Below are 22,487 nucleotides of genomic sequence, written 5' to 3' on the forward strand. Positions count from 1 at the left end.
CGGGACAGCCCCATCCCCAAGAAAGGCCCGCTGATGACTGCCACTACCGCGGCCTCCCCCGAGGACCCGCACCGAGCAGGGTCGAAGCGTCACCGGCGTAACCGGCTCGGTGGCATGCTCCGGCACGGTGCGGCAGGCCCTCTGTTCATCGCACCGTTCATGGTGCTGTTCCTCCTGCTCTTCCTCACTCCGCTCGCGTATGCCGCCTACCTCAGTCTGTTCCGGCAAAAGCTCATCGGCGGGACGACGTTCGTCGGGCTGGAGAACTACGTCACCGCCGTCAAGGACCCGCTCCTCGCCCAAGGTGTCGTGCGGGTCGCGAAGTTCTTCGTGATCCAGGTCCCTGTGATGCTGGTGCTGGCCCTGCTCTTCGCGCTCGCGCTCGACAGCGGCCTGCTGCGGCTCGCGCGCGTGATCCGGCTGGGCATCTTCGTGCCGTACGCCGTCCCGAGCGTGGTGGCCACACTCATGTGGGGCTACCTCTACGGACCGGACTTCGGCCCCTTCGCCCAGCTGAGCAGGAAGCTGGACCTGCCGATCCCGCACTTCCTCAGCGACGGATGGATGCTCGGGAGTCTGGCGAACGTCGTGACGTGGGAGTTCGTCGGCTACAACATGATCATTCTGTTTGCCGCCCTGCGGACCATTCCCCACGAGTTGTACGAGGCCGCCGCGATGGACGGGGCCGGTGCCTGGCGGACCGCCTGGTCCATCAAGCTGCCCGCGCTCAGGCCGGCGCTCCTGCTCACGCTGCTGTTCTCCGTGATCGGCAGCTTCCAGCTGTTCAACGAGCCGGTCCTGCTGCAGCGCATCGCCCCGGACGTCATCGACAGTTCCTACACCGCGAACTTCTACGCCTACTCCCTCGCCTTCACCGGCCAGCAGGTCAACTACGCGGCCACGGTGTCCTTCCTGCTGGGCCTGGTCATCGTGATCGTCTCCTACTCCATCCTGCTCACCGCGAACCGCCGGAGGACCTCGTGACCACGGCCACGACCCGCACGGCCACGACCCCGGCGGCCACGAGCACCGCGGCGTCAGGCCGGACACGTACCGTCCGCGAGCGGGGCCGGTCGTCGGCCCGTCGCCGCAGCACCCCGCTGACCATCGCCATGCTGGCGGCCCTGGCCTACTTCCTGCTTCCGCTGTTCTGGCTGGTCATCGCCTCGACCAAGAGCACCCAGGACCTGTTCAGCACGTTCGGTCTGTGGTTCTCGCGTGCCCCGAGGTTGCTGACGAACATCCAGGAGACCTTCGCCCACGACGACGGGGTCTTCGCGCACTGGCTGCTCAACACCGTCATGTACGCCGTCGTCAGCGCGCTCGGGGCCGCACTCCTGGCGGCAGCCGCCGGTTACGGCTTCGCCAAGTTCCGGTTCCGTGGGAACAGCGCCGCCTTCAACCTGGTGCTCGGTGCCGTCATGGTCCCGACCACCGCCCTGGCGATCCCGACCTACCTGCTCTTCGCGAAGGTGGGCCTGGTCAACAGTCCCTGGGCCGTCATCCTGCCTTCGCTGGTCAGCCCCTTCGGCCTCTATCTCATGCGTGTCTACGCGCAGGACGCCGTCCCGGACAGCATCCTCGAGGCCGCCCGCATGGACGGGGCCGGGGAGGTCCGGATCTTCTTCCGGATCGTGCTGAGGCTGCTGGCACCGGGCCTGGTGACCGTCGTGCTCTTCACGCTCGTCGCGACCTGGAACAACTACTTCCTCCCGCTGATCATGCTCAACGACCCGCGCCTGTACCCCATCACGGTCGGGCTCTCCTCCTGGGCGGCCCAGGCCTTCGGAGGCGGGGCCGGTGCGGACAGCGACATGCTCGCGCTCGTCGTGACGGGGTCCCTCCTCTCGATCATCCCGCTCATCGTGGCCTTCCTTCTGCTCCAGCGGTACTGGCAGAGCGGCCTGGCCACCGGCGGCGTCAAGCAGTGACGCGCGCGCCGTACTCACATCACTTTCTCCTCCGGAGGTTTCCTTCATGGCGGATCTGCCCGCCCGCGTCCTCTTCGGCGCCGCGTACTACCACGAGTACCAGCCCCATGAACGGCCTGCCGAACGGCTGAAGATGGACCTCGACCTGATGGCCGACGCGCATTTCAGTGTCATCCGGGTCGGCGAGTCGGTCTGGTCGACCTGGGAGCCGGAGAACGGCCGGTTCGAACTGGACTGGCTCCAGCCGGTGCTCGACGGCGCCCACGAACGCGGCATCTCCGTCATCCTCGGGACCCCGACGTACGCCGTGCCGCCGTGGCTGGCCCGGCAGTATCCCGAGATCACCGGCGAGTGCGCCACCGGACAGCGCCTCGGCTGGGGCGCCCGCCAGGAGGTCGACTTCACCCATCCCGCGTTCCGCTTCCACGCCGAGCGGGTGATCCGCAGGATCGTCGCCCGGTACGCCGATCACCCCGCGGTCATCGGCTTCCAGGTGGACAACGAGCCGGGCCTGCACCTCTTCCACAACCACGGTGTCTTCCAGCGGTTCGTGGACCACCTGCGCGCCCGGTACGGCGACGTCGAGACTCTCAACCGCGAATGGGGCCTGGTCTATTGGTCGCACCGCCTGTCGACCTGGGCCGACCTGTGGACGCCGGACGGCAACGCCCAGCCGCAGTACGACGTCGCCTGGCGGGAGTTCCAGGCCCGGCAGGTGACCGAGTTCATCGGCTGGCAGGCCGACATCGTCCGCGAGTACGCCCGGCCCGAGCAGTTCGTCACCACATGCATCTCGTACACCCGCCGCGGGGTGGAGGACGACGAGATGACCGACTGCCTCGACATCGCCTCGGGCAACCCGTACTACGACATGCAGGACGCCCTCGCGCTGCCCGACCCGACGCCCGACGACCACGAGCAGATCTGGAAGACCACCGGTGTCTGGGCGCTGTACCAGACGGCCGACTGGATGTTCTCCTCACGCCAGGAACCGTTCCTGGTCACCGAGACCAACGCCGGCTCCATCGGCTTCCCCTGGGACAACCGGCCTCCCTACGACGGCCAGTGGCGGCAGGCCGCGTGGGCGCTCGTCGCGCGCGGGGCACGGATGATCGAGTACTGGCACTGGCACACGCTGCACTTCGGCGCCGAGACCTACTGGGGCGGCATCCTCCCGCACACCGGTCAGCCGGGCCGTACGTACGCCGAACTGTCGTGTCTGGGAGCCGAGTTCGAAGCAGCAGGCCCGTTGGTCGCCGGGCTGGAGCCGGACGCCGACATCACGATGGTCTACTCGATGCCGAGCAAGTGGCTCATGCAGAAGTATCCGCCGCTGGCGACCACCGACGGCGAACCGGACGCCGCCGCCTACCACCGGTTCTTCGACCCCTTCTACCGTGGCGCTTTCGACTCCGGCCGCCAGGTGCGGATCGTCCACGCCCGGCAGCTGTGCGACCCGCGCGGTGAGCGGGAGGGGATGACGCCCGAAGAGGCCGCCCGGCGCCACCCCGTCCTCATCGCCCCGGCGCTGTACGTCGTCGACGACGCGACGGTCGACTGGCTGGAGACCTACGCCCGTGCGGGCGGCCACCTGGTCCTCGGCCCGCGGACCGCCTACGCCGACCACGAGGCGCGGGCGCGCCACGAGCCGGCCCCCGGACGTCTGGTCGAGGCCGCGGGCGTCCGGTACGACGAGTTCAGCAACCTGGTGCTCGACGTCCCGGTCCGCGCCGTGCCCGGCAGCCCGCTGGAGTTGCCGGAGAACGCGGCGGCGACGCGGTGGATCGAGGGGCTCACCGTCGTCGACGCGGAGGTGCTCGTCGAGTACGAGCACCCGCACTTCGGCCGCTGGCCGGCCGTCACCACCCGCCGCCACGGCGAGGGCCGTGTCACCTGTGTCGGCACCGTGCCGGGACACGATCTCGCCCAGGCACTGGCCGCCTGGCTGGCACCCACCAAAGGCAGTGGCTGGCGGGACCTCCCGGCGTCCGTCACCGCGACGACCGGGACCTCCGCCGACGGACGCCGCGTCCACGTGGTGCACAACTGGAGCTGGGAGCCGGCCCGCGTCGAGGCCCCGGTGGAGCTGTCCGACGTCCTGGACGGCGGCTCGGTCCCCGCGGGCACGGCAGTGCGACTCGGCGCGTGGGACGTGCGGGTCTTCGTCACCACCTGACGCCGACGGACCGTCACCGCAACGCCAACGAATCCGAACATCACCGTGGTCATCCCCAAAGGAGGGGCTGTGCAGGGAAGAAGGCTGGGAAAGAGGCTGGGAGGCTTCGTCGCGGCATCCGCGATGCTGGCGGTACCCATGGGCAGTGCGCAGGCGTACAACCCGACGGGCGGGATCCTGTACCAGCTCGGCGATGAACCATGCCTGAAAGGGCGGGGCAACTGCGCGATCTACCCCAAATCGGCGCAGCTGCGGAGCGGACGTCTGGTCGCATCGTTCGAGAAGTCCACTGTCGTGCCGGAGACGGGAAGTGCCGACAGACAGACCCTCCCGGTCTACAAGAGCGACGACCACGGAACGACGTGGCAGCCTCTGTCCGAGGTCAAGGCTCCGGCGTACCTCTCCAGTGATCCCCAGTACGCGAAGTACAAGAGCAACTGGACGAACCCGTATCTCTACGTGCTCCCGCAGGACGTCGGGAACCTGAAGCAGGGCACGCTGCTCCTCGCGAGTGTCGTGTCGGGCGACGACGCCTACTACAAGGAGCACAAGGCGGCCGACCCGAACTGGACGCCGTCCAACGACGGAGACCGCAGTGACATGGCGATCGCCCTCTACTCCAGCACCGACGAAGGTGCGACCTGGAAGGTCGTCAACGTCGTCGCGACAGGCGGCTGGCAGGGTGGCAGCGCGGGCGCGGTCGGCCAGAACATCGCCGACGCGAACACGCACAAGCAGGTGGATCCCCTCTGGGAGCCGTACTTGATGGTCCACAAGGGAAAGCTCGTCTGCTACTACTCCGACGAGAACGACTACCTCGGCTTCGACCCGGCCACCGGCGTCCCGACACCGGACCCCGCGAACGACACCGCCCCGGATTCGCACGGCCAGATCCTCGTCCACAAGACCTGGGACGGCCGCGGTGCGAAGTGGAGCGGCCCCGTCGTCGACCTCGCGGGACTGACCCAGGACATGGGAGTCGGCAAGACGGAGATCGGCGGCGGGCGGCCGGGCATGACGAACGTCGTCCGGACGACGGACGGCAAGTGGCTCCTCACCTACGAGTACTGGGGCGGCGGAGCCAACACCAGGTACCGGATCGCCGACAACCCGCTGGAGTTCTATCGCGGCTCCCCCACGGGCGAGTCCGTCACCTCGCTGCGGGTCGATGCCGGCTCCCGTCCTCTCACGACAGGCGGCAGCCCGGTCGTCATCCGGCTCCCCGGGGGGCGAATGGTGTACAACGCCAACGGCGGTAGCGGCAACGTCTGGGTCAACGAGAGCGGACGCAGCGACGGCGTGTGGAAGGAGTACCAGACGACCCTGGGAGCCGGATACAGCCGCAACCTGCAGTACGTCGAGGGCACCGGACGCGTCGCGATACTTCGGAACCAAGGCACATCGACGCTCGCCCACGCCGAGGTTGATCTCGGCCACTCGCACGGCGCCTACTACCAGCTCGTGAACCGGAAGACCGACCAGGTGATCGGCACCGGGAACAAGACCAACGACGCGAACATCGGTAACGGAGACGTTCCTGACGTCGTCCTGGAGAACCCCGGCTCAGCGGCGAACGCGGACACCCAGTTCTGGCACGTGGTGACCGAGCCGAAAGGCGGCGTGACGCTGCTCAACAAGTCGGGCGGCCGAGCGGCTGCCATCTGGACAGGGAACGCGACGGTCGGTCAGAGGATCGGCCAGTGGGTCGACAACAGCGCTACGGGCAGCTGGAACCTCATCAAGACCGACGACGGGTTCTACAAACTGCAGGCGGTCAAGAACACGAACCTGTACTTGACCGGTGCGTCCGACGGGGCGCCGCTCACCTTGCAGAACGCGGCCGGTGACGGCTCGCAGGAGTGGGAGCTCGTCCAGTGAATGCCGCCTGCTCGCCGCCGACGTCCCTGTCGGCGGGCGGGCATGGGCGGCCGCGGGGAGTGTCAGCTGCTGGCGGTCAGCTGTCGTGCGGTGCTCTTCTGCTGCGTTCTCAGTGAGGTGCGCAGGCCGGTGAGGTTGATCCGCGGCCCATCCCGGTCCAGCCGACGGCGCTGAGCGCGAACCAGACGGTGGCGACGCGCACCGCGCCGAACCGGTCGAAGGTGGCGTGGCTGCCGATGTCGCCGGCCTGGGAGGCGTCGAGGCCGAGAGCCTTCTGCTCCAGCATGTGGGTCAGCACGGAGCCGTAGATGAAGATGTCGAGGAGGCAGAGGAGGACATCATTGTTCCTCCTACCGGGGCGGGGTGTTCCGCCGGTCTGACGAGGTCAGTCGACCGGCGGTGTGCCGTGGGTGTGGAAGGACTCGATGGTCTTCAGTCCCCATGCCTGGCCCCTGGCCCGTTCGGCCTGGGTCCAGGTGATCAGCGGCCAGTCGGGGGCGAGGACCAGACGGGTGAGCGGGTTGCACAGTTCGATGCGGTTGCCGCCCGGCTCGTAGACGTAGAGGAAGAACGTCTGCTGGATGGCGTGCTTGTGCGGGCCCGTTTCGATGAACACGTCGTTGTCGAGGCACAGATCGGCGGCGCGCAGGATGTCCTCACGGGTATCGGTGGCGAACGCGATGTGGTGCAGACGTCCGCTCGAGCCCGTCCAGTCCTCGGTGTAGACGACGTCGTACGACTTGTTGGTGAAGGTCAGCCACTGGGCGGCCACCTTCCCGCTGTCGAGCACGATCTGCTCGGTGGGGCGGGCGCCGAGCAGATCGCGGGTGAAGGCGGCGTTGGAACCGACGTCGGCGGCAAGGAAGTTGACGTGGTCCAGGCGGCGAACGCCCACTCCCTGGCCGGGTTTGGCCTGGGGCTGGTTCTTCAGGCCGGGCCTCAGCCCGGGCGGCGCCTCGTACCACTCGCTCTCCCAGTACAGGGCGAGTTCGTGGCCGTCGGGGTCGCTGGTGACGTACAGCGGACCAATGCCCGGCTCGTCCTCCACCCAGCGGCCCGCCCGGCCGGCGCTCTCCAACTCCTTGACCCGGCGCAGGAGGGCCTCCTCGCTGGAGGTGCGCAGGGCGGTGCGGCGCAGGCCGGAGGTGGAGTGGGCGGTCAGGGTCAGGCTGTGGTGCTCGTAGTCGTCCCAGGTCCGCAGGTGGACGGAGTCACCGGAGCGGCCGTTCTCGGTCAGGCCGAGGAGGGTGGTGAAGAACCAGACGCTGCGGTCCAGGTCCGGGGTCAGCAGTTCGACATGCCCGAGGTGGGCGATGTCTCCGAGCGGCGGAGCCATCATCGTCTCCTTAGGAGTGGCGTGCGGGGATCCGTCCAGGTGTGGCGTGCGGGTAAGGCGCGGTGCCGGTGGAGCGGGGGAAGACGGTGCCGTCGAAGATCTTCCGTGCGGTGCGTACGACCGCGGTACGCCGGACCACGGGGGTGGCGCCCTCGGCGCCGTACTCGATGCTGGTCTCGATGTCGAGGAACCCGGTGGGGTGTTCGATGCGCAGCCGCTCCGCTCCCCCGTGGCCTACGTGCCCCTCGGGCAGATGGGCCACGTCCTGGCCGACCCCGCCCTCGATACGCAGTCCGGCGGCGACGCTCGCGGCTCCCAGGACGCCGATGGAGGTGTGGCAGCGGACCGGGATGAAGGTGCGGGTCATGACCGCGCCGCCGTGCAGGGGCGCCGCCAGCAGGCTGAGCTTGGGCACGGTGCTGCCTTCGACATCACCGAGGCCCATCGAGTGGCCTGCTTCCAGGCGGATTTCACGGAGCCGGCCGGCGAGGGCCGGATCTCCCTCCAGATCCCTGGGGTCCTCGTATCCGGTGACCTTCAGGGCGGAGGCGGCGATCAGTACGGTCGGCATGCCGTTGTCCACGCAGGTCACCGGCGCCCCGGCGAGGGTGTCGCGGACCTTGCCGGTGGGCAGCAGCGGGCTGCCGCTCACCGGGAACTCGATCACCACGGGCGCGGCGGTCCCCGGCACGCCGGATATCCCGGCGGAGCCGGTGTAGTCGACACGTCCGCCCGGGGTGGGGAAGGTCGCGACGGCGTGGTCCCCGGTGTTGAGCATGCGGATGCGCACGGAGGTCCGTCCGTCCCCGGCGGCGAGCAGCCCGCGTTCGACGGCGAAGGGGCCGACCCCGGCGAGGAGGTTGCCGCAGTTCTGCCGGTCGGACACCTCTGCGGCGTCGACGCCGATCTGCAGGAACAGGTAGTCGACATCCGCCTCGGGATCGGCCGAGGCGCCGACCACGGCGACCTTGCTCGTCAGGGGGTGCGCCCCGCCCAGGCCGTCGATCTGGCGCGGGTCGGGGCTGCCCATGACGCGCAGCAGCAGGTCGTCGCGCAAGGCGGGGTCGGCGGGCAGGTCCTCGGCCAGGAAGTAGGCGCCCTTGGAGGTGCCACCGCGCAGGAGCATGCAGCGCACCTCCTCGGGCGCGGTCACGGCCTCGGTCCGTTCCGCTGGTACTCCTCGTACGACTGGTACCGCACGCCGAGGCGTACGAGCGTCTCGCGCAGCCCGTAGCGGTCGAGGCCCAACTGGCCCTCGGCGAAGGCGGCCCGGGACGCCTCTTCCTTCGCGGTGCGCGCCTCGGCCGCTTCCACGGCCTCGCCGGACCGCTCGCGGGGCACGTACATCACGCCGTCGTCGTCGGCGAGGACGACGTCGCCGGGCCGGACGCACTGCCCGCCGATCACGACGGGCACGTTGACCGAGCCGGCCGTCGCCTTCACGGTGCCCTGTGCACACACGGCTGCCGACCAGACCGGGAATCCCATGGCGCGCAGCTCGGCGGTGTCGCGCACCCCGGCGTCGATGACCAGACCGCGCACGCCCCGGCGCTGCAGCGCGGTGGCGAACAGCTCGCCGAACATGCCGTCCGTGGAGGGCGAGGTGGTGGCGACGACGAGAATGTCGCCCTCGCCGCACTGCTCCACCGCCGCATGGATCATGAGGTTGTCGCCCGGCCGGCTCAGCACCGTGACGGCGGTGCCGGCGATCCGCGCGCCCTGCTGGATGGGCCGCAGGCCGGGGCCGAGGCAGCCGGTGCGGCCGAGCGCCTCGTGCACGGTGGCGACGCCGTATCCGGACAGGGCGGCCACGTCCTTCTCGGCGGCCTTGGGCGGGTTGGTGATGATCACGCCGTTCATGCCAGTTCCTCCGTGACCTGCGGGTAGGGGCGCATGTACGCCTCGCTGCAAGTGGTGTGCGGGAGACCAAGGTTGGGACCGGCGTTGCGCTTGAGCTGCACCCCGCGCCGCTTGGCCAGGTCGGTGTAGTAGTCCCACAGGTGCTGCTGCGCCGACAGGCACTCCATGGCTCTGCGCTTCGTCTCGAACACCTCGGTGATGTCCAGCAGCACCTCGGGGGTGAAGTCGCACATCTCGGGCTGATGGGGCTCGAAGAAGAACACCGGCGGCGCCCCCAGCACGTCTCCCGGGGCGGGGTAGCCGATCGCCTGGGCCAGCACGCGCGCGTCCAGCGCCATGCGGGCCGCCGCCGGGTGGTCGCCGTTGTACGGGTCGGTGAGCGGGTGGGTGAGCACGATGTCGGGCTGGATCTCGCGGTAGATGCCCACCAGTTGGTCGGTCAGCTCGGGGGTGGCCAGGAGAGGGTAGTCGCCCGCGTCGAGGAAGCGCACCTCGGCTCCGAGGGTCGCGGCTGCCCGCTCGGCCTCGTCCCGTCGTATCCCCTTGATCTCCTCCAGCGACTTGCCCTCGCGCCATGCCTTGGCGGACTCGCCGCGCTCCCCGTAGGTCAGGCACGCGATGGTCACCCGCTCACCCCGTGAGGCGGCCAGGGCGATGGCTCCTCCCGCCCGCCACACGAAGTCCCCGGCGTGCGCGGTGATGACGAGCGTCGATCGTGGGGGTGCGGGCGCCTGTTCGTAGGTCATGGCTGGAATCTCCTTGCTGGACAGGTCGGTTGCCCCGCCCCCGGACGGCGTGACGCCCGCTATGCGTCGTCACTCGCGCACTGCGTCGTCATGCGCGCAATGCGTCGATCACGCTCGTGAGGTGGGCGCGGGCGGCCGCTTCGGCCGCCCGCGGATCCCGGACCCTGATCGCTTCGATCATGGCCAGGTGTTCACCCAGGGACTGCTGTGGACGCCCAGGCCTCAGCGCGAGCTGAAAACGATGGCGCACCAGCTGCGCATTGAGCCGCTCCAGCAGTTCCACGGCCACCTGCTGGCCGGAGAACTCCCTGATCCGGGCGTGCAGTTCCTGGTTGAGCTCGGAGTAGGTCACCGGCTCACCGTCGGCGACCGCTTTCGTCATCGCCGTACCCACATCGGCCAGCTCGGCCAGCTGTTCGTCACTGGCCTCGACGGCCGCCTTGGCCGCGCACAGCCCTTCGAGGACCATGCGGCACTCGGTGATGGCCACCGCTTCCTCGACCGTCACCACCCGCACCCGTGATCCGCGGTTGCGGATCCGCTCGACCAGTCCCTCGGAGGCCAGATCGATCAGCGCGGCCCGGATGCTGGCACGGGTCACGCCGAACTGCTCGGCGAGCTCGTTCTCCACGAGCCGCTGGGCGGGTGCCATCTCCCCACGCGTGATCGCCTGCCGCAGCCGCGTCAGTGCGTGCTGCTTGGCCTGCTCCCCGGTGCCCGGCCGGGCTTCCTCCGCCATCGTGCCCTCCCTGTGTGAGTGCCTGTGGAACGTAAATCCAGGCCCCCAAGATTGTCAACAATTTCGTTTCACATATTGCCGACAGGTGCGGGATGGCACGATTCTTCCTCGAACCCGCGATCCGTTCCGGAGGGCTGTCAGCCGTGATCACTTTTCTGGAGGGCGCGCCGCCCATGGAGGCGGCCATCGACGCTCTGCGTACGAGCCTGCTCGACGGCCTGGACCCGGAAGCGGGCCCGCCCCGCTCGATCATCCCGGTGCCCCACGGCCAGTTGTTGCTCATGCCGGCGAGCTGGGGCTCCTACGCCGGCGTCAAGGTGGCGACCGCGGCGCCGGACAACGCGGCACGGGGGCTGCCCCGAATCCAGGGCAACTACCTGCTGCTGGACGGCGAGACGCTCACCCCGCTGGCGTTGCTGGACGGGATCGCGCTCACGTCCGTACGCACCGCCGCGGTATCGGCGGTGGCTGCCGACGCGCTGGCCGAGCCGGATGCGAGCAGGCTCGTGCTGTTCGGTACGGGACCGCAGGCGCGCTCCCATCTTGAGGCCCTGCGGTGCGTCCGGCCGATCCAGGAGGTCGTGGTCGTCGGCCGGGACGCCGAACGCACCCGTGTGTTCGCCGAGGAAGCCGGCGCGCGGGTGGGAGGCCCGGGCGACGTCGCGCACGCCGACCTCGTCGCGTGCTGCACCACGGCGCGCACCCCGCTGTTCGACGGTTCCCTGGTGCCCGAGTCGGCGACCGTGCTGGCTGTCGGATCACATGAGCCGGAGGCCCGGGAGGTCGACGAGACGGCCGTCGCCCGTTCCACGGTGGTGGTCGAGGCCGTCTCGGCCGCGCTGCGCGAGGCCGGCGACGTGATCCAGGCCGTGGAGGCGAGGGCCCTGGATCCCGGTGCGCTGGTGGGCCTCGCCGACTTGGTACGGGGCGGGCGCGAACTCCCTCCAGGCCGACCGCGCTTCTTCAAGGGAGTCGGGATGGCCTGGCAGGACCTGGTGGTCGCCGCGGCCCACTTCGAGGCGACACGGGGGTGAAGCCCGCCCCTCGGTCTCGGGGGGCGTGGTACGCGGCCGAGAGAGCCGGAGGCCTGTTCCCGGACCGACGGGGCTCAGGCCGTCCGGCTCAGGGGGATCTTGAGGGTGAAGGCCGTCGCGCCCGGTCGGCTGGTCAGTTCGACGGTGCCGCCGTGCGCCCGCAGCAGGGACCGTGCGACCGCGAGGCCGAGTCCGCTGCCGCCGCGGTCGCGGCTGCGGGCTTTGTCGATCCGGTAGAAGCGGTCGAAGACCCGGGCCTGGTCGGCGGCCGGTATACCCGGCCCGCTGTCACCGACCCGGACCGTCGCCGTACCGGACGAGACGGACACGTCCAGCGACACCTTCGTGCCGGCCGGGGTGTGCACGCCGGCGTTGGTGAGCAGGTTGTCCAGCACCTGCCGGATGCGCAGGGGGTCGAGCCGCAGCCGTACCGGATCGGGGCCGGCCGTCACGGTCAGCGGGTGGTCCGGCCGGCTCGCGCGGAAGGCGTCCGCCGCCTGCCGCACCAGTTCCACGAGGTCCGCGTCCTCCAGTCGCAGCGGCTGCTCCACCTCGGCGGCGTCCAGGCGGGCGAGCAGCAGCAGGTCGTCCAGGAGCATTCCCATCCTGGCGGCCTCGGCACGAAGCCGCGCCAGATGCTTGTCCCGTTCCTCGGGCGAGTGGGCGGCCGCGTACTGGAACAGGTCCGCGTACCCGCGCACCGACATCAGGGGCGTGCGCAGCTCGTGCGAGGCGTCCGCGACGAACCGGCGGAGCCGCTGCTCCGCCTCCGCGCGCACGGCGAGGGAGTCGTCGATGTGCTCCAGCATCGTATTGAACGCCGTACGGAGTTCCTCGACCTCCTGGCCGCCGTCCCTGCCGTCGGCACGCAGCGGCAGCCGCGCCGCCGATTCGGTCAGGTCGTGCGAGCTGATGCCTTGCGCGGTGTGCGCCATGTCGCTCAGCGGCTTCAGACCGCGCCGCAGCATCCTGCGGCCGAAGATCACCAGTGCGAGCAGCGCGAGTACGAACGTGACGACCTGGATCGTGATCAGCTGGCTGACGGTGTCCTCGATGTCGTCCATGGGCGCGGCGCTCACCAGGACCACCCCGGGTTCGACCTCGCAGGCGCGCAGCCGGTAGGTGCCCTTGCCCTTGAGGTTCTCGGTGCGCAGGAGCTCCGAGTCCGAGGCGGCCTGGGCCCCGGCCAGGGCGGTGAATTCGTGGACGTCCTTCGGCAGGTCGGCGGGGTCCTCGGGCCTGCGGAGCACAGGTGTGCCGCCCGACATGTCGTACACGGCGTAGTACCAGCGGTAGTACTTCTTTCCCTGGAGCGTGCCGTGATCCGCGATGCTCTTGGACTGGGCGATCTGGGCGAGCTTGAGCTGCTCGTTGAGCTGGGCCGACAGATAGTCCCGCATGTACGTCGTCAAGGCCGTGCCGACGACGGCGAACACGACCAGTGCCAGGGCGCCCAGACCAAGTGCCAGCCGTGTGCCCAGCCGCATCCTGCGATAGGTCCGCCTCAGCCTGCCGATCACTCGGCGGCCAGCCGGATCACATACCCGAATCCCCGCACGGTGTGGATCAGCGGCTCGCCCGTGTCGTCGAGCTTGCGGCGCAGCCGGCTGATGACGAGTTCCACCACGTTGGAGCGGCCTCCGAAGCCGTACTCCCAGACATGATCGAGGATCTGCGCCTTGGTCAGTACGGTCGGCGACTTGCGCATCAGATAGCGGAGCACCTCGTACTCGGTCGGCGTGAGCGTCAGCAACTTCTCGCCCCGGCGCACCTCGCGGGTGTCCTCGTCCATCGTCAGGTCCGCCACCTTGAGCACGGACCGCTGGAACCCGGGGCCGGCGCTGCGCCGCAACACGGTCCGCAGCCTGGCCATGAGTTCCTCCACCGCGAACGGCTTGACCAGATAGTCGTCGCCGCCCCGAGTGAGGCCCGCGACCCGGTCGGCGACGCCGTCGCGTGCGGTGAGGAACACGACGGGCACCATCGTCCCGGACAGCCGCAGCCGGTCGAGCACGCCGAACCCGTCCAGGTCGGGGAGCATCAGATCGAGCACCACGATGTCCGGCTGGAACTCGGCGGCCTGCCGCAGCGCCTCCTCGCCGGTGTACGCGGTGACCGCCTCCCAGCCCTCGTAGCGGGCGACCGTCGCGACGAGGTCGGCGATGGGCGGATCGTCGTCCACGACGAGGACTCGTACTTTTTCCACGTCCTCATACTGCTTCACGTGGTTGCCGGAGCCACACCCGCCTGCCCGCCGGGACCGGATCGATAAAAACTTGAAAGTTGTGCGACAGGAAAACGACAGCTCCCACCGGCGAAGCTCGAGTCCCCAGGATCCGATCAAGGAGTTGCCGTCCGTGACGACTGTCCAACGTGTCCAGCCGCCACCCCCCACGGCGGTCCGCCCCAAAGTGGTGGCCCGCACCGGTCTGTACACCTTGCTGGCCGCGAACGTGGGCGTGGTGACCTTCTTCTTCGTCCAGGCCGGGTTCGGTGCGTCGAACGCCCTCATCGTGCTGGGCCGGCTCGCCGGGCTGTACGGCGCGCTGCTGATGGCCTTCCAGCTGCTTCTCGTCGCCCGGCTGCCGTGGTTCGACCGGCGCATCGGCATGGACCGCCTGACGTCCTGGCACCGCTGGGTCGGCTTCAGCCTGCTGTGGATGCTGGTCACCCATGCCGTCTTCATCGTCTTCGGCTACGCACAGGCGTCGTCGATGGGTCCGGTGGACCAGCTGGTGGATCTCGCCGAGACCATCGAGGGCGTGCTGCGTGCCATCGTCGCACTCGCGCTGATCATCGTGGTCGGCGTCGTCTCGGCACGGTTCGCCCGGCGTCGGCTGGCGTATGAGACCTGGCACTTCATCCACCTCTACACCTACCTCGCGGTGGTGCTGGCGTTCACCCACCAGGTCGCGGTGGGTACGACCTTCACCGCCTCGTCCACCGCCAAGACGTACTGGTACATCCTCTGGGGCGTGGCGCTCACCTCGGTGTTCGTGGGCCGTCTGGCGCTGCCGCTGTGGCGGAACCTGCGGCACCGGCTGCGGGTGACGGCCGTGGTGCCCGAGTCCGACCACGTCGTCTCGATCTACATCACCGGCCGCGACCTGGACCGCCTGCCCGCGCGCGCCGGTCAGTTTTTCCTCTGGCGGTTCCTGACCAAGGGCCGCTGGTGGCAGGCGAACCCGTTCTCGCTGTCGGCCGCGCCCGACGGGACACAGCTCCGGCTCACCGCGAAGATCGCCGGCGACGGTACCGCGGCCCTGCGGCACCTCAAGGTGGGCACGCGGGTGTTCGCCGAGGGCCCCTACGGCGCCTTCACGACGCTGCACCGCACCCAGCCGGACACCTTGCTCGTCGCGGGCGGCGTCGGCATCACCCCCGTCCGGGCCCTGCTGGAGGAACTGCACGGCCACGTCGTGCTCATCTACCGGGTCGCCACGGACCAGGACGCGGTGCTCTACGACGAGCTGGCGCGGCTGGCCCACGCCAAGGGCGCCCAGCTGCATCTGGTCACCGGACCGGCCGCCCCGGACAAGCTGGCCCCGCAGGAGCTCTCGCGGCTCGTGCCGGACGTCGCCGACCGGGACGTCTATGTCTGCGGACCGCCCGGCATGACGACCGCCGTGCTGCGCACCCTGCGCGAGCTCGGCGTGCCCAAGCCGCAGATTCACGCCGAGCGCTTCAGCCTGGCCGGATAAGGGGGACACCATGAAGCGAGCACTGCCTGTCCTGGCCCTGACCGTCGCCGCCCTGATCCCGCTGTGGCGCTACGCACCGTCCAGCGGTACGACGGAGACCACCGAGGCGGCTCCGTCGACGCCGACCCCGTCGGCTTCCTCTTCTTCCTCTTCCTCGTCCTCGTCGTCCTCGTCGTCGGGCTCCACCGCCACGAAGACCGTCAAGGGCTCCACCGTCAACACCTCGAAGGGCGCCGTGCAGGTGGAGGTGACCTTCGAAGGGGACAAGATCAGCGCCGTACGGATGCTGCAGCAGCCCAACCACCCGCAGACGACGGCCGCCGTGCCGAAGCTGATATCGGCGACGCTGGACGCGCAGAGCGCCGACATCGACACGGTGTCCGGCGCCACGATCACCAGCGACGGGTACAAGGAGTCGCTCCAGGCCGCGATCGACGCGAAGGGCGCCTGACGTGCTGCGCGTCGAACACATCATGGGCTTCCCCGTCTCGGTGCGCGTCGACGACGGGGCGGCCGACCCGGAGGCCGCCGCGGACGAGGTGTTCGCGTGGCTGCGTGAGGTCGACGCGCGGTTCAGCCCCTTCAAGCCCGACAGCGAGGTCTGCCGGCTGGACCGGGGCGAGGTGCTCGCCGAGGACGTCAGCCCGGACCTGTCCGAGGTCCTCGAACTGTGCGAGTACTACCGCGTCGCGACCCGCGGCGCGTTCGACGTACGGCTGCCCGGCCGCGGCCTCGACCCCTGCGCGGTGGTGAAGGGCTGGTCGGTGCAGCGGGCGGCGGAGCTGCTCTCGAGCGCCGGCGCCACGAGGTTCTGTGTGAACGCCGGCGGCGACGTCGTCACCGCCGGCGGCCCGTGGCGGGTGGGCGTACGGCACCCGGAGCAGTCAGACCGGCTGTGCACAGTGCTGAACGTCACCGACGGCGCCGTGGCGACCTCCGCGCGGTACGAACGGGGCGACCACATCGTGGACGGGCGCACCGGCCGTCCCGCCACCGGTCTGCTCAGCATGACCGTCGTCGCACGGTCGCTGACCGACGCGGACGCGACGGCGACCGCGGCGTTCGCGATGGGCGTGGAGGGCATCGAATGGGCCGCCTCCCAGGACGGCTGCGAAGTGTTCGCCGTGGACGCCGAGCGCCGGGTCCTGCGCACGCCGGGGCTTCCCGTCGCTGCTTGAGACGCCGGGGCTCACCGTCGCCGCCTCAGCCCCCGTCCTACGGCTTGTTCAGGTACGCGAGCACCGCAAGCACCCTTCGGTGGCCGCTGTCGCTCGGCGGCAGGCCCAGCTTGAGGAACACGTTGCCGATGTGTTTGCTGACCGCGCGTTCCGTGACGACCAGGGTCTTGGCGATGGTGGTGTTGTCGAGCCCCTCGGCCATCAGCTCCAGGACCTCGCGCTCGCGTGGGGTCAGCGAGTCCACGGGTGAGTCATGGCGGCGGGTCAGCAGTTCGCTCACCACCTCGGGGTCGAGGGCCGTGCCGCCGGACGCGACCCGCTCCAGCGCGTCGAGGAACTCGTCCACCCGGCCCACCCGGTCCTTGAGGAGATATCCGACCCCGCTCGCGCCGCCGCCCAGCAGCTCGGCGGCGTACGACTCCTCCACGTACCGCGACAGCACGAGCACCGGCAGCCCGGGGATTTCCTCGCGTGCCGCGAGCGCGGCGCGCAGGCCCTCGTCACGGAAGCCGGGCGGCATCCGCACGTCGAGCACGGCGGCGTCCGGGCGGTGCGCGAGCAGTGCGGGCAGCACTTCGGGCCCGCTGCCGGCCACGACCTCGTGCCCGGCCGACGTCACCAGCAGGACCAGGCCCTCGCGGAGCAGGGCGTTGTCCTCGGCGATCACCACACGCACGGCAGCTCCACTTCGATCACGGTCGGCCCCCCGGCGGGGCTGGTCACGAGAAGGGTTCCGTCGAGCGCGGCGATGCGGCGCCGCATCCCCAGCAGTCCGGAGCCGCCGGCTTCGTCGGCCCCGCCCCGGCCCTCGTCGCGCACCAGCACCCTCAACCCCGTGGTCGTACGGGCGAGTTGGACCTCGGCCCGGTCGGATCCGCTGTCCTTGGCGGCGTTCGTCAGCGACTCGGCCACCACGAAGTACGCGGCGGCCTCTACCGCCGCCGGGGCCCGCGGCGCGTTCTCCGCACGGTCGCCGTCCTCCAGGCCGTCCACCCGCACGGTGACGTCGAGCCCGCTGCTCGCGGCGAGCGCCCGGACAGCGCCCGCCAGGCCCCGGTCGGTGAGGATCGGCGGATGGATGCCGCGGACGACGTGCCGCAGCTCGGTCAGTGCCTCCTCCGCCTGGTCCTGCGCGTCGTCGAGGAGTGCGCGCGCGGCCCGCGGGTCGCGGTCGTAGGCCCGTTTCGCGAGCCCGATCCGCATGGACAGCGACACCAGCCGTGCCTGCGTGCCGTCGTGCAGGTCCCGCTCGATACGGCGCAGCTCGGCGCCGTGCGCGGCGACCGCGCCCGCCCGGGTCTCGGTCAGCTCCTCGACCCGCTCGGCGAGCCGCGCCGTCGGCGAGGGCTTGAGCAGGGCGGTCGACCAACGGGCGTCCAGGTCCGCGAGACGGCTGATCAGCGGCAGTACGACCGCGTCGCGCCCCAGCAGCCCGCACCACACGCCGTCGACGACCAGGCCGACCGGCCACAGCGGGAGCGCGAGACACGGCAGGCAGCCGTAGCCGTAGCCGTAGTAGGCGACCATCCAGCGCAGATCGGCGAGGGTGCCGGGGTCCCGGACCGCTGTGCGCAGTCGCTCGCGCAGCGGGCCCGTGATCGGCTGGTACGCCTCCGGGATCTCCTGCCCCGTCCACGCCGCCGCCTGGTGCCGTTTGGCTCCGGCGATCCGGCGTACCAGCAGTACCGTCTCGGGCAGCAGCCCGGCGTTCAGATTAGGCCACTTGGATGCCGGCGCGCGGGCGAGACCCAGCTCGGGCGGGCCCCCGGTTCCGGGCGGGCGCCCCAGCCATGCGCCGCCCACTCCACCGCCTCCCGGTCGGCGTGCCCTCCCCTGTGGGGCACGCCGACCGTGGCGGATCACCCGTAGGTGATGTCCGAGGGGGTGTAGCGGCAGTGGGTGCCGTCCGGGCCGCTGCCCACCGTGGTCGGTTCGTCGCCGGTGTCGTTGCCCTGGAAGCGCTGGCACACCGAGATCTCCTTGCCGCTGCCTCCGACGAAGGTGATGCCGGACAGCGTGGCGGTGTCCCCGTAGTTGACGTTGACGCCGACCAACGCCTTGCCGGGGCCGGTCACCCGTACGTTGCTGACCACGACGTGGCGCTCGTACTGGGTCTCGCAGTTGCCGCACGAGCGGTAGAGCTTGCCGAAGTTCTCGACCTGGAAGTTCTTGATCGTCAGCGTGCCCGCGCCGTTGTGCTGCAGGACCTTGTCGTCCGCGTTCCGCGCACCGCCGCCCACGACGAGGTACCTGGCCGAGGCCGACGTGCCCTCGAAGGTCGCCGCGTCCTCGCCGACGTCCTCCCACCACACGTTCCGCAGCGTGCAGCTGCCCAGGCAGTGCACACCGTCGGCGGCCGGGGAGCCCAGGATGACGTTCTGCAGCACGGCGCCGTCGGCCAGCTCGAACAGCGGGCCCTGATCCTCGTCCTGACCGTCGCTGCCCAGCGCGCCGGAGCCGGAGTAGCGTCTGAGGCCGCCGTCGTAACTTCCGGAGACCTCGATGGTCGCCGACACCGTTTTGCGGGCGGTGGCCGTGGGCCATGCGCCGAGAGCGGTGCTGGTGGAAGGGGTGCGCGACGAAGCGTCCGAGGCCTTGGGGTTCTTGCGCTTGCTCGTGGCCTTCGACTTCGACGGCGAGGGCGAGGCGGACGTGGATGTAGAGGAAGGCGTCGCCGGGGACAGGGAGGACGGGGCCTTCGTGGACGACGGTGACGAACCGGTCACCGCCATCAGCTTCCAGGTCTTTCGGCTCGCCTGATCACAGGGGTTCTGCTGGGCAAGCCCGCCCCTGACGTTCAGGCACCGTCCGCTGGCCGCGTTGACCAGTTGGTACGCCTTGCCCGAGGGGCGCGGCTTCCAGACCTGCGAAAGGCCCTTGCCACAGGTCTGCTGCCGCACGGCCTTGCCGGCCGAGGTCGACGTACTCACCACTCCGGCGCAACGGCCGCCGGCCACGGCCTTCACGGTGAAGCCGCCGCCGGATTCCGCCAGTTGCCAGCTCTGCGTGGCGGCACCGTCGCAAGCCGCCGCGGCGGGCTGCGTACCGCTCGACGGCGCGGTCAGGCACATACCGTCGGAGGCGTTCACCAGCCGGTACGTGCCGGCCTCGGGTTCGGACGCGGAGGACGACACGAGTGCCCAACCGGTGACGGCACCCCCGCCCAGGGCCACGGCCACCACACCGATCAGCACGCCTCTTCGGCGCTTCCTCCCACCGCTCCGCGCCCCGCGCGGAGCTGCTCTCTTACCCACGTCGTCGCTCTCGTTCCGAGGATCGGTTACCCCTTGCCCCGTCTGTCGCCCTTGATCGCACGAAAGGTTGCCGTCAGCACCCGCACGGGGCTGAAGGGTTCTCGCACAGGGGACGGGCAGCGACACCGCCGATAACAGTTTTTCAGGGCGCGTTTTCAAGTCCCGTTCTTGATCTTCGGGCGGGCCGGCCTGGGAGTGTGTCAGAGGACGGCGGGCGACTACATTCAGGCGTGGAGCAGTTCCAGCGCCTTCTTCAGGTTGTGCTCGGCGATGCCCGCCATGAACGCCCGGTCGGGGAAGTCCCCGTCGAGCAGCCGCAGCGGACCAGCTGTCAGCGACAGACGCTGCGCGAGCATGTAGAACGCGAGCCGGTCCTCATCCAGTCCGTCCACCCTCAGCGGCCGGTAGGCGTCGTGCAGGCGGATCCGCAGAAAAACGTGCTCCCACTCGACGTCGAAGTACATCAAGCCCTCGATGTCGATCGGCACAGGGTTCCCGCCCGCGTCCACCAGCACGTGGTCAGGCCCCAGTTCGCCGTGCACGACCGCGTACTCCGCGCGCGGCCACACCGCCGCCGCCAGTCCCAGCAGCCGCTCCTCCAGCCGGTCGCGGGCTCCCGCGATCCGCGGATCACGCGACGCCGCCTCGGCCAGGTCCCGCAGCGCACGGTCCAGGACGACCCCCTCGCAGGACGTCCCGCGCGACGTACCTCCCCCGTCGACCACGGCCACCTTGCCGTACGTGGACGCCCGATGGTGCCGCATCACCTCAAGTGCCTCTCCGAGCCGGGCCATGACCGGGGCAGCCGCACTCGGGTCGCGCGCGAGCAGCTCCTCCAGGTCCTCGCCCGGAAGGTCCTCGACGATCGCGAGGTCGGCCGGACAGTGGGCGCCGTCGCGGTCGACGAGACGGATGGCCGGGACGCGGACGCCAAGCGTGTCCAGCCGCGCGTGCGCTGCCTCGAACAGGTCGAGTCCGAGGCCGGGCGAGAACGGGTCGGTGAGGTCGTCGTCGCCCTCGGCGGCCGGCCAGTAGTTCTCGGCGTCGTCCCACACGTAGGCGATCGCAGTCGTTGCGTCGTCCATCACCAGGCGGTACACGCCCTTCTTGCTACCGCCCGCGACCCGCTCAACCGCCTCCAGCCGCCGCCCGCCGCCCAGCGCGGCCCTCACCGCACCCGCCAGCTGATCCTGCGTCACTGCCCTGGGTGCCACGCTCTGAACCGCCTCTCCCTCGCGACAACCTGCGCACCCTACGGGAGCATCGACGTGCGGACGACTGGGCAGCCACCGTACAAGCTCAGGGGCAGCCCTACGCGCCCACGCCCAGGCGCTCGACGAGTTCGTACCAGCCGGCCTCCAGTCGTTCCATGGTCATCCCCCGCTGCGCCAGCAGGTGTTCGACGAGTGTGATCTCAAGACTCCCGAGCAGGGTGTGCGCCACGAGCGCCGTGTCGGCGTCGGCTCTCAACTGCCGTAGCAACAGGGCGACATGACCGACCCGGAGGTGATAGGCCGCGGAGCCGTAATGACGGCCCAAGTCCGCGTTGGCGGCCAGATAGAGATCGCGGTTGGCCTGTTCGTGACGCATGACGGCCGGGCCGAAGGCGCGCAGCCGCTCGGCGGCCGGGGCGTCCGGCCCCAGCGGGGGCGGACCGGTCAGGAAGGCGGCTTGGAGCCGCTGCTCATGGTGGTCCAGGAGCGCCAGCATGAGTCCGGCGCGGTCACCGAACCGCCGGAAGACGGTGCCCTTGCCGACCTGGGCGGCGCAGGCCACGGCCTCCATGGTCACGTTCGCGGCACCGCGCTCGGTGGCGAGCTTGGCGGCCACCTCCAGCAGGCGCGTACGGTTGCGCGCGGCGTCGGCTCGCAGACGGGGCTGCTCCTCCGGTGTGCAGAGCGTGAGATCCACCCGACGGGAGACGTCGTGCACGGCGGGAGAAGGCGGGAGCGGCTCGGTCATGCCTTCAGCGTAGCCTCCCGGGAATAGACCTGGACCGCGGTCCGCTTAGCTGGTACAAATTAAACCGGACCACGGTCCGGTTCCTCATCGCACGTTCCACCTGGGAGTACCGCTCATGTCTGTACGTATCCTCGCGCTCGTCGGCAGCCTTCGCGCCGGTTCCCACAACCGTCAGCTCGCCGAGGCGGCCGTCAAGCACGCCCCCGCCGACGTCGAGGTCGAGCTCTTCGAAGGACTGGCCGATGTGCCGTTCTACAACGAGGACATCGACGTCGAGGGCAGCGTGCCCGAGGCGGCTGTCCGGCTGCGCGCGGTGGCCGGACAGGCCGACGCGTTCCTTCTGTTCTCGCCGGAGTACAACGGCACCATGCCGGCCGTGCTGAAGAACGCGATCGACTGGCTGTCCCGCCCGTTCGGCGGCGGCGCCGTCTCCGGCAAGCCGGTGGCCGTGGTCGGCACCGCGTTCGGTCAGTACGGCGGCGTCTGGGCGCAGGACGACGCCCGCAAGTCCATCGGCATCGCCGGCGCCGCCGTGCTGGAGGACGTCAAGCTGTCCATCCCCGGCTCGGTCACCCGCTTCGCCGAGACCCACCCCGGCGACGACCACGAGGTGGTCGCCGGTCTGACCGAGGTCATCAAGCAGCTCACCTCCCAGACCGCGACCGCCGCGGCCTGACGAGCACACCGCCGCG

21 protein-coding genes and 2 pseudogenes are annotated in these 22,487 nt (G+C 70.2%); 9 read left to right on the forward strand and 14 right to left on the reverse strand.

What is annotated here, in order from left to right; translation table 11 throughout:
* Positions 1–114: 114 nt before the first annotated feature.
* The 4 genes from FE633_RS05980 to FE633_RS05995 all read left to right on the forward strand — a co-directional run bounded on the left by FE633_RS05980 (position 115) and on the right by FE633_RS05995 (position 5,985).
* The gene (locus FE633_RS05980; RefSeq protein WP_138044118.1) at positions 115–984 is read left to right on the forward strand and encodes a carbohydrate ABC transporter permease; all 870 of its coding nucleotides are present in this window, start codon (positions 115–117) and stop codon (positions 982–984) included.
* The gene (locus FE633_RS05985) at positions 981–1,931 is read left to right on the forward strand and encodes a carbohydrate ABC transporter permease (RefSeq protein ID WP_246113448.1); all 951 of its coding nucleotides are present in this window, start codon (positions 981–983) and stop codon (positions 1,929–1,931) included. The genes FE633_RS05980 and FE633_RS05985 overlap by 4 nt, the downstream gene beginning before the upstream one ends.
* A gap of 46 nt (positions 1,932–1,977) precedes the next feature.
* On the forward strand, positions 1,978–4,107 hold the full coding sequence (locus FE633_RS05990; protein WP_138044013.1) for a beta-galactosidase: 2,130 nt from the start codon (positions 1,978–1,980) through the stop codon (positions 4,105–4,107).
* 123 nt (positions 4,108–4,230) lie between these two features.
* Positions 4,231–5,985: an RICIN domain-containing protein gene (locus FE633_RS05995; protein WP_138044120.1), complete on the forward strand. Its 1,755-nt coding sequence runs from the start codon at positions 4,231–4,233 to the stop codon at positions 5,983–5,985.
* Positions 5,986–6,094: 109 nt separating this feature from the next.
* Here FE633_RS05995 and FE633_RS06000 read toward each other — a convergent pair whose 3' ends face one another.
* From FE633_RS06000 to FE633_RS06025, 6 genes are all read right to left on the reverse strand, one after another.
* Positions 6,095–6,283 (reverse strand): hypothetical protein, encoded by a 189-nt coding sequence (locus FE633_RS06000; RefSeq protein WP_138044014.1) that lies wholly within the window; start codon positions 6,281–6,283, stop codon positions 6,095–6,097.
* 87 nt (positions 6,284–6,370) lie between these two features.
* Positions 6,371–7,321 carry a catechol 2,3-dioxygenase gene (locus FE633_RS06005; protein ID WP_138044015.1) on the reverse strand — a complete coding sequence of 317 codons (951 nt, stop codon included), beginning with the start codon at positions 7,319–7,321 and terminating at the stop codon, positions 6,371–6,373.
* A 10-nt stretch (positions 7,322–7,331) separates the two neighbouring features.
* On the reverse strand, positions 7,332–8,474 hold the full coding sequence (locus FE633_RS06010) for a 4-oxalomesaconate tautomerase (RefSeq protein WP_246113449.1): 1,143 nt from the start codon (positions 8,472–8,474) through the stop codon (positions 7,332–7,334).
* Complete coding sequence (locus FE633_RS06015; RefSeq protein WP_138044016.1) at positions 8,471–9,181, reverse strand: 4-carboxy-4-hydroxy-2-oxoadipate aldolase/oxaloacetate decarboxylase; 711 nt, start codon at positions 9,179–9,181, stop codon at positions 8,471–8,473. Before FE633_RS06015 ends, FE633_RS06010 begins: the two co-directional genes overlap by 4 nt.
* Positions 9,178–9,927, reverse strand: a complete 750-nt coding sequence (locus FE633_RS06020; RefSeq protein WP_138044017.1) for a PIG-L deacetylase family protein — start codon at positions 9,925–9,927, stop codon at positions 9,178–9,180. The genes FE633_RS06015 and FE633_RS06020 overlap by 4 nt, the downstream gene beginning before the upstream one ends.
* 88 nt (positions 9,928–10,015) lie before the next feature.
* Complete coding sequence (locus tag FE633_RS06025; protein WP_138044018.1) at positions 10,016–10,666, reverse strand: GntR family transcriptional regulator; 651 nt, start codon at positions 10,664–10,666, stop codon at positions 10,016–10,018.
* Between the two features lie 92 nt (positions 10,667–10,758).
* Here FE633_RS06025 and FE633_RS06030 point away from each other — a divergent pair, with 92 nt between their 5' ends.
* On the forward strand, positions 10,759–11,700 hold the full coding sequence (locus tag FE633_RS06030; RefSeq protein WP_138044019.1) for an ornithine cyclodeaminase family protein: 942 nt from the start codon (positions 10,759–10,761) through the stop codon (positions 11,698–11,700).
* Between the two features lie 74 nt (positions 11,701–11,774).
* On the opposite strand, the gene FE633_RS06035 is transcribed toward FE633_RS06030, so the two are convergent.
* Together FE633_RS06035 and FE633_RS06040 are read right to left on the reverse strand one after the other, a co-directional pair.
* On the reverse strand, positions 11,775–13,220 hold the full coding sequence (locus FE633_RS06035; protein ID WP_138044020.1) for a sensor histidine kinase: 1,446 nt from the start codon (positions 13,218–13,220) through the stop codon (positions 11,775–11,777).
* Positions 13,217–13,906, reverse strand: coding sequence for a response regulator transcription factor (locus FE633_RS06040; protein WP_138044021.1), 690 nt, complete (start codon positions 13,904–13,906; stop codon positions 13,217–13,219). The genes FE633_RS06035 and FE633_RS06040 overlap by 4 nt, the downstream gene beginning before the upstream one ends.
* Before the next feature lie 151 nt (positions 13,907–14,057).
* On the opposite strand from FE633_RS06040, the gene FE633_RS06045 reads away from it, so the two are divergent.
* The 3 genes from FE633_RS06045 to FE633_RS06055 are packed head-to-tail and all read left to right on the forward strand — an operon-like array spanning position 14,058 to position 16,579.
* Positions 14,058–15,401, forward strand: a complete 1,344-nt coding sequence (locus FE633_RS06045; RefSeq protein ID WP_246113450.1) for a ferredoxin reductase family protein — start codon at positions 14,058–14,060, stop codon at positions 15,399–15,401.
* Positions 15,402–15,411: 10 nt separating this feature from the next.
* A complete protein-coding gene (locus tag FE633_RS06050; protein ID WP_138044022.1) occupies positions 15,412–15,852 on the forward strand; it encodes an FMN-binding protein in 441 nt (146 codons plus the stop codon).
* Position 15,853: 1 nt separating this feature from the next.
* Positions 15,854–16,579, forward strand: coding sequence for an FAD:protein FMN transferase (locus tag FE633_RS06055; RefSeq protein ID WP_138044023.1), 726 nt, complete (start codon positions 15,854–15,856; stop codon positions 16,577–16,579).
* Positions 16,580–16,616: 37 nt separating this feature from the next.
* On the opposite strand, the gene FE633_RS06060 is transcribed toward FE633_RS06055, so the two are convergent.
* The 6 genes and pseudogenes from FE633_RS06060 to FE633_RS06080 all read right to left on the reverse strand — a co-directional run bounded on the left by FE633_RS06060 (position 16,617) and on the right by FE633_RS06080 (position 21,795).
* On the reverse strand, positions 16,617–17,255 hold the full coding sequence (locus FE633_RS06060; RefSeq protein ID WP_138044024.1) for a response regulator transcription factor: 639 nt from the start codon (positions 17,253–17,255) through the stop codon (positions 16,617–16,619).
* Complete coding sequence (locus tag FE633_RS06065; protein WP_246113458.1) at positions 17,243–18,331, reverse strand: sensor histidine kinase; 1,089 nt, start codon at positions 18,329–18,331, stop codon at positions 17,243–17,245. The genes FE633_RS06060 and FE633_RS06065 overlap by 13 nt, the downstream gene beginning before the upstream one ends.
* Positions 18,332–18,438: 107 nt before the next feature.
* Positions 18,439–19,146, reverse strand: a pseudogene (locus tag FE633_RS06070) (pectate lyase); the annotation flags it as partial.
* Positions 19,147–19,353: 207 nt separating this feature from the next.
* A pseudogene (locus FE633_RS49430) lies at positions 19,354–19,959 on the reverse strand (RICIN domain-containing protein); the annotation flags it as partial.
* 98 nt (positions 19,960–20,057) lie between these two features.
* A complete protein-coding gene (locus tag FE633_RS06075) occupies positions 20,058–21,032 on the reverse strand; it encodes a phosphotransferase family protein (RefSeq protein ID WP_138044123.1) in 975 nt (324 codons plus the stop codon).
* A 112-nt stretch (positions 21,033–21,144) separates the two neighbouring features.
* The gene (locus FE633_RS06080; protein WP_138044027.1) at positions 21,145–21,795 is read right to left on the reverse strand and encodes a TetR/AcrR family transcriptional regulator; all 651 of its coding nucleotides are present in this window, start codon (positions 21,793–21,795) and stop codon (positions 21,145–21,147) included.
* Positions 21,796–21,910: 115 nt separating this feature from the next.
* Between FE633_RS06080 and FE633_RS06085 the strand changes: the two genes are divergently transcribed.
* Positions 21,911–22,471 (forward strand): NAD(P)H-dependent oxidoreductase, encoded by a 561-nt coding sequence (locus FE633_RS06085; protein ID WP_138044028.1) that lies wholly within the window; start codon positions 21,911–21,913, stop codon positions 22,469–22,471.
* The last annotated feature ends 16 nt before the right edge of the window (positions 22,472–22,487 follow it).

Source organism: Streptomyces montanus (assembly GCF_005786655.1).
In the GTDB taxonomy this organism is placed as follows: Bacteria; Actinomycetota; Actinomycetes; order Streptomycetales; family Streptomycetaceae; genus Streptomyces; species Streptomyces sporangiiformans.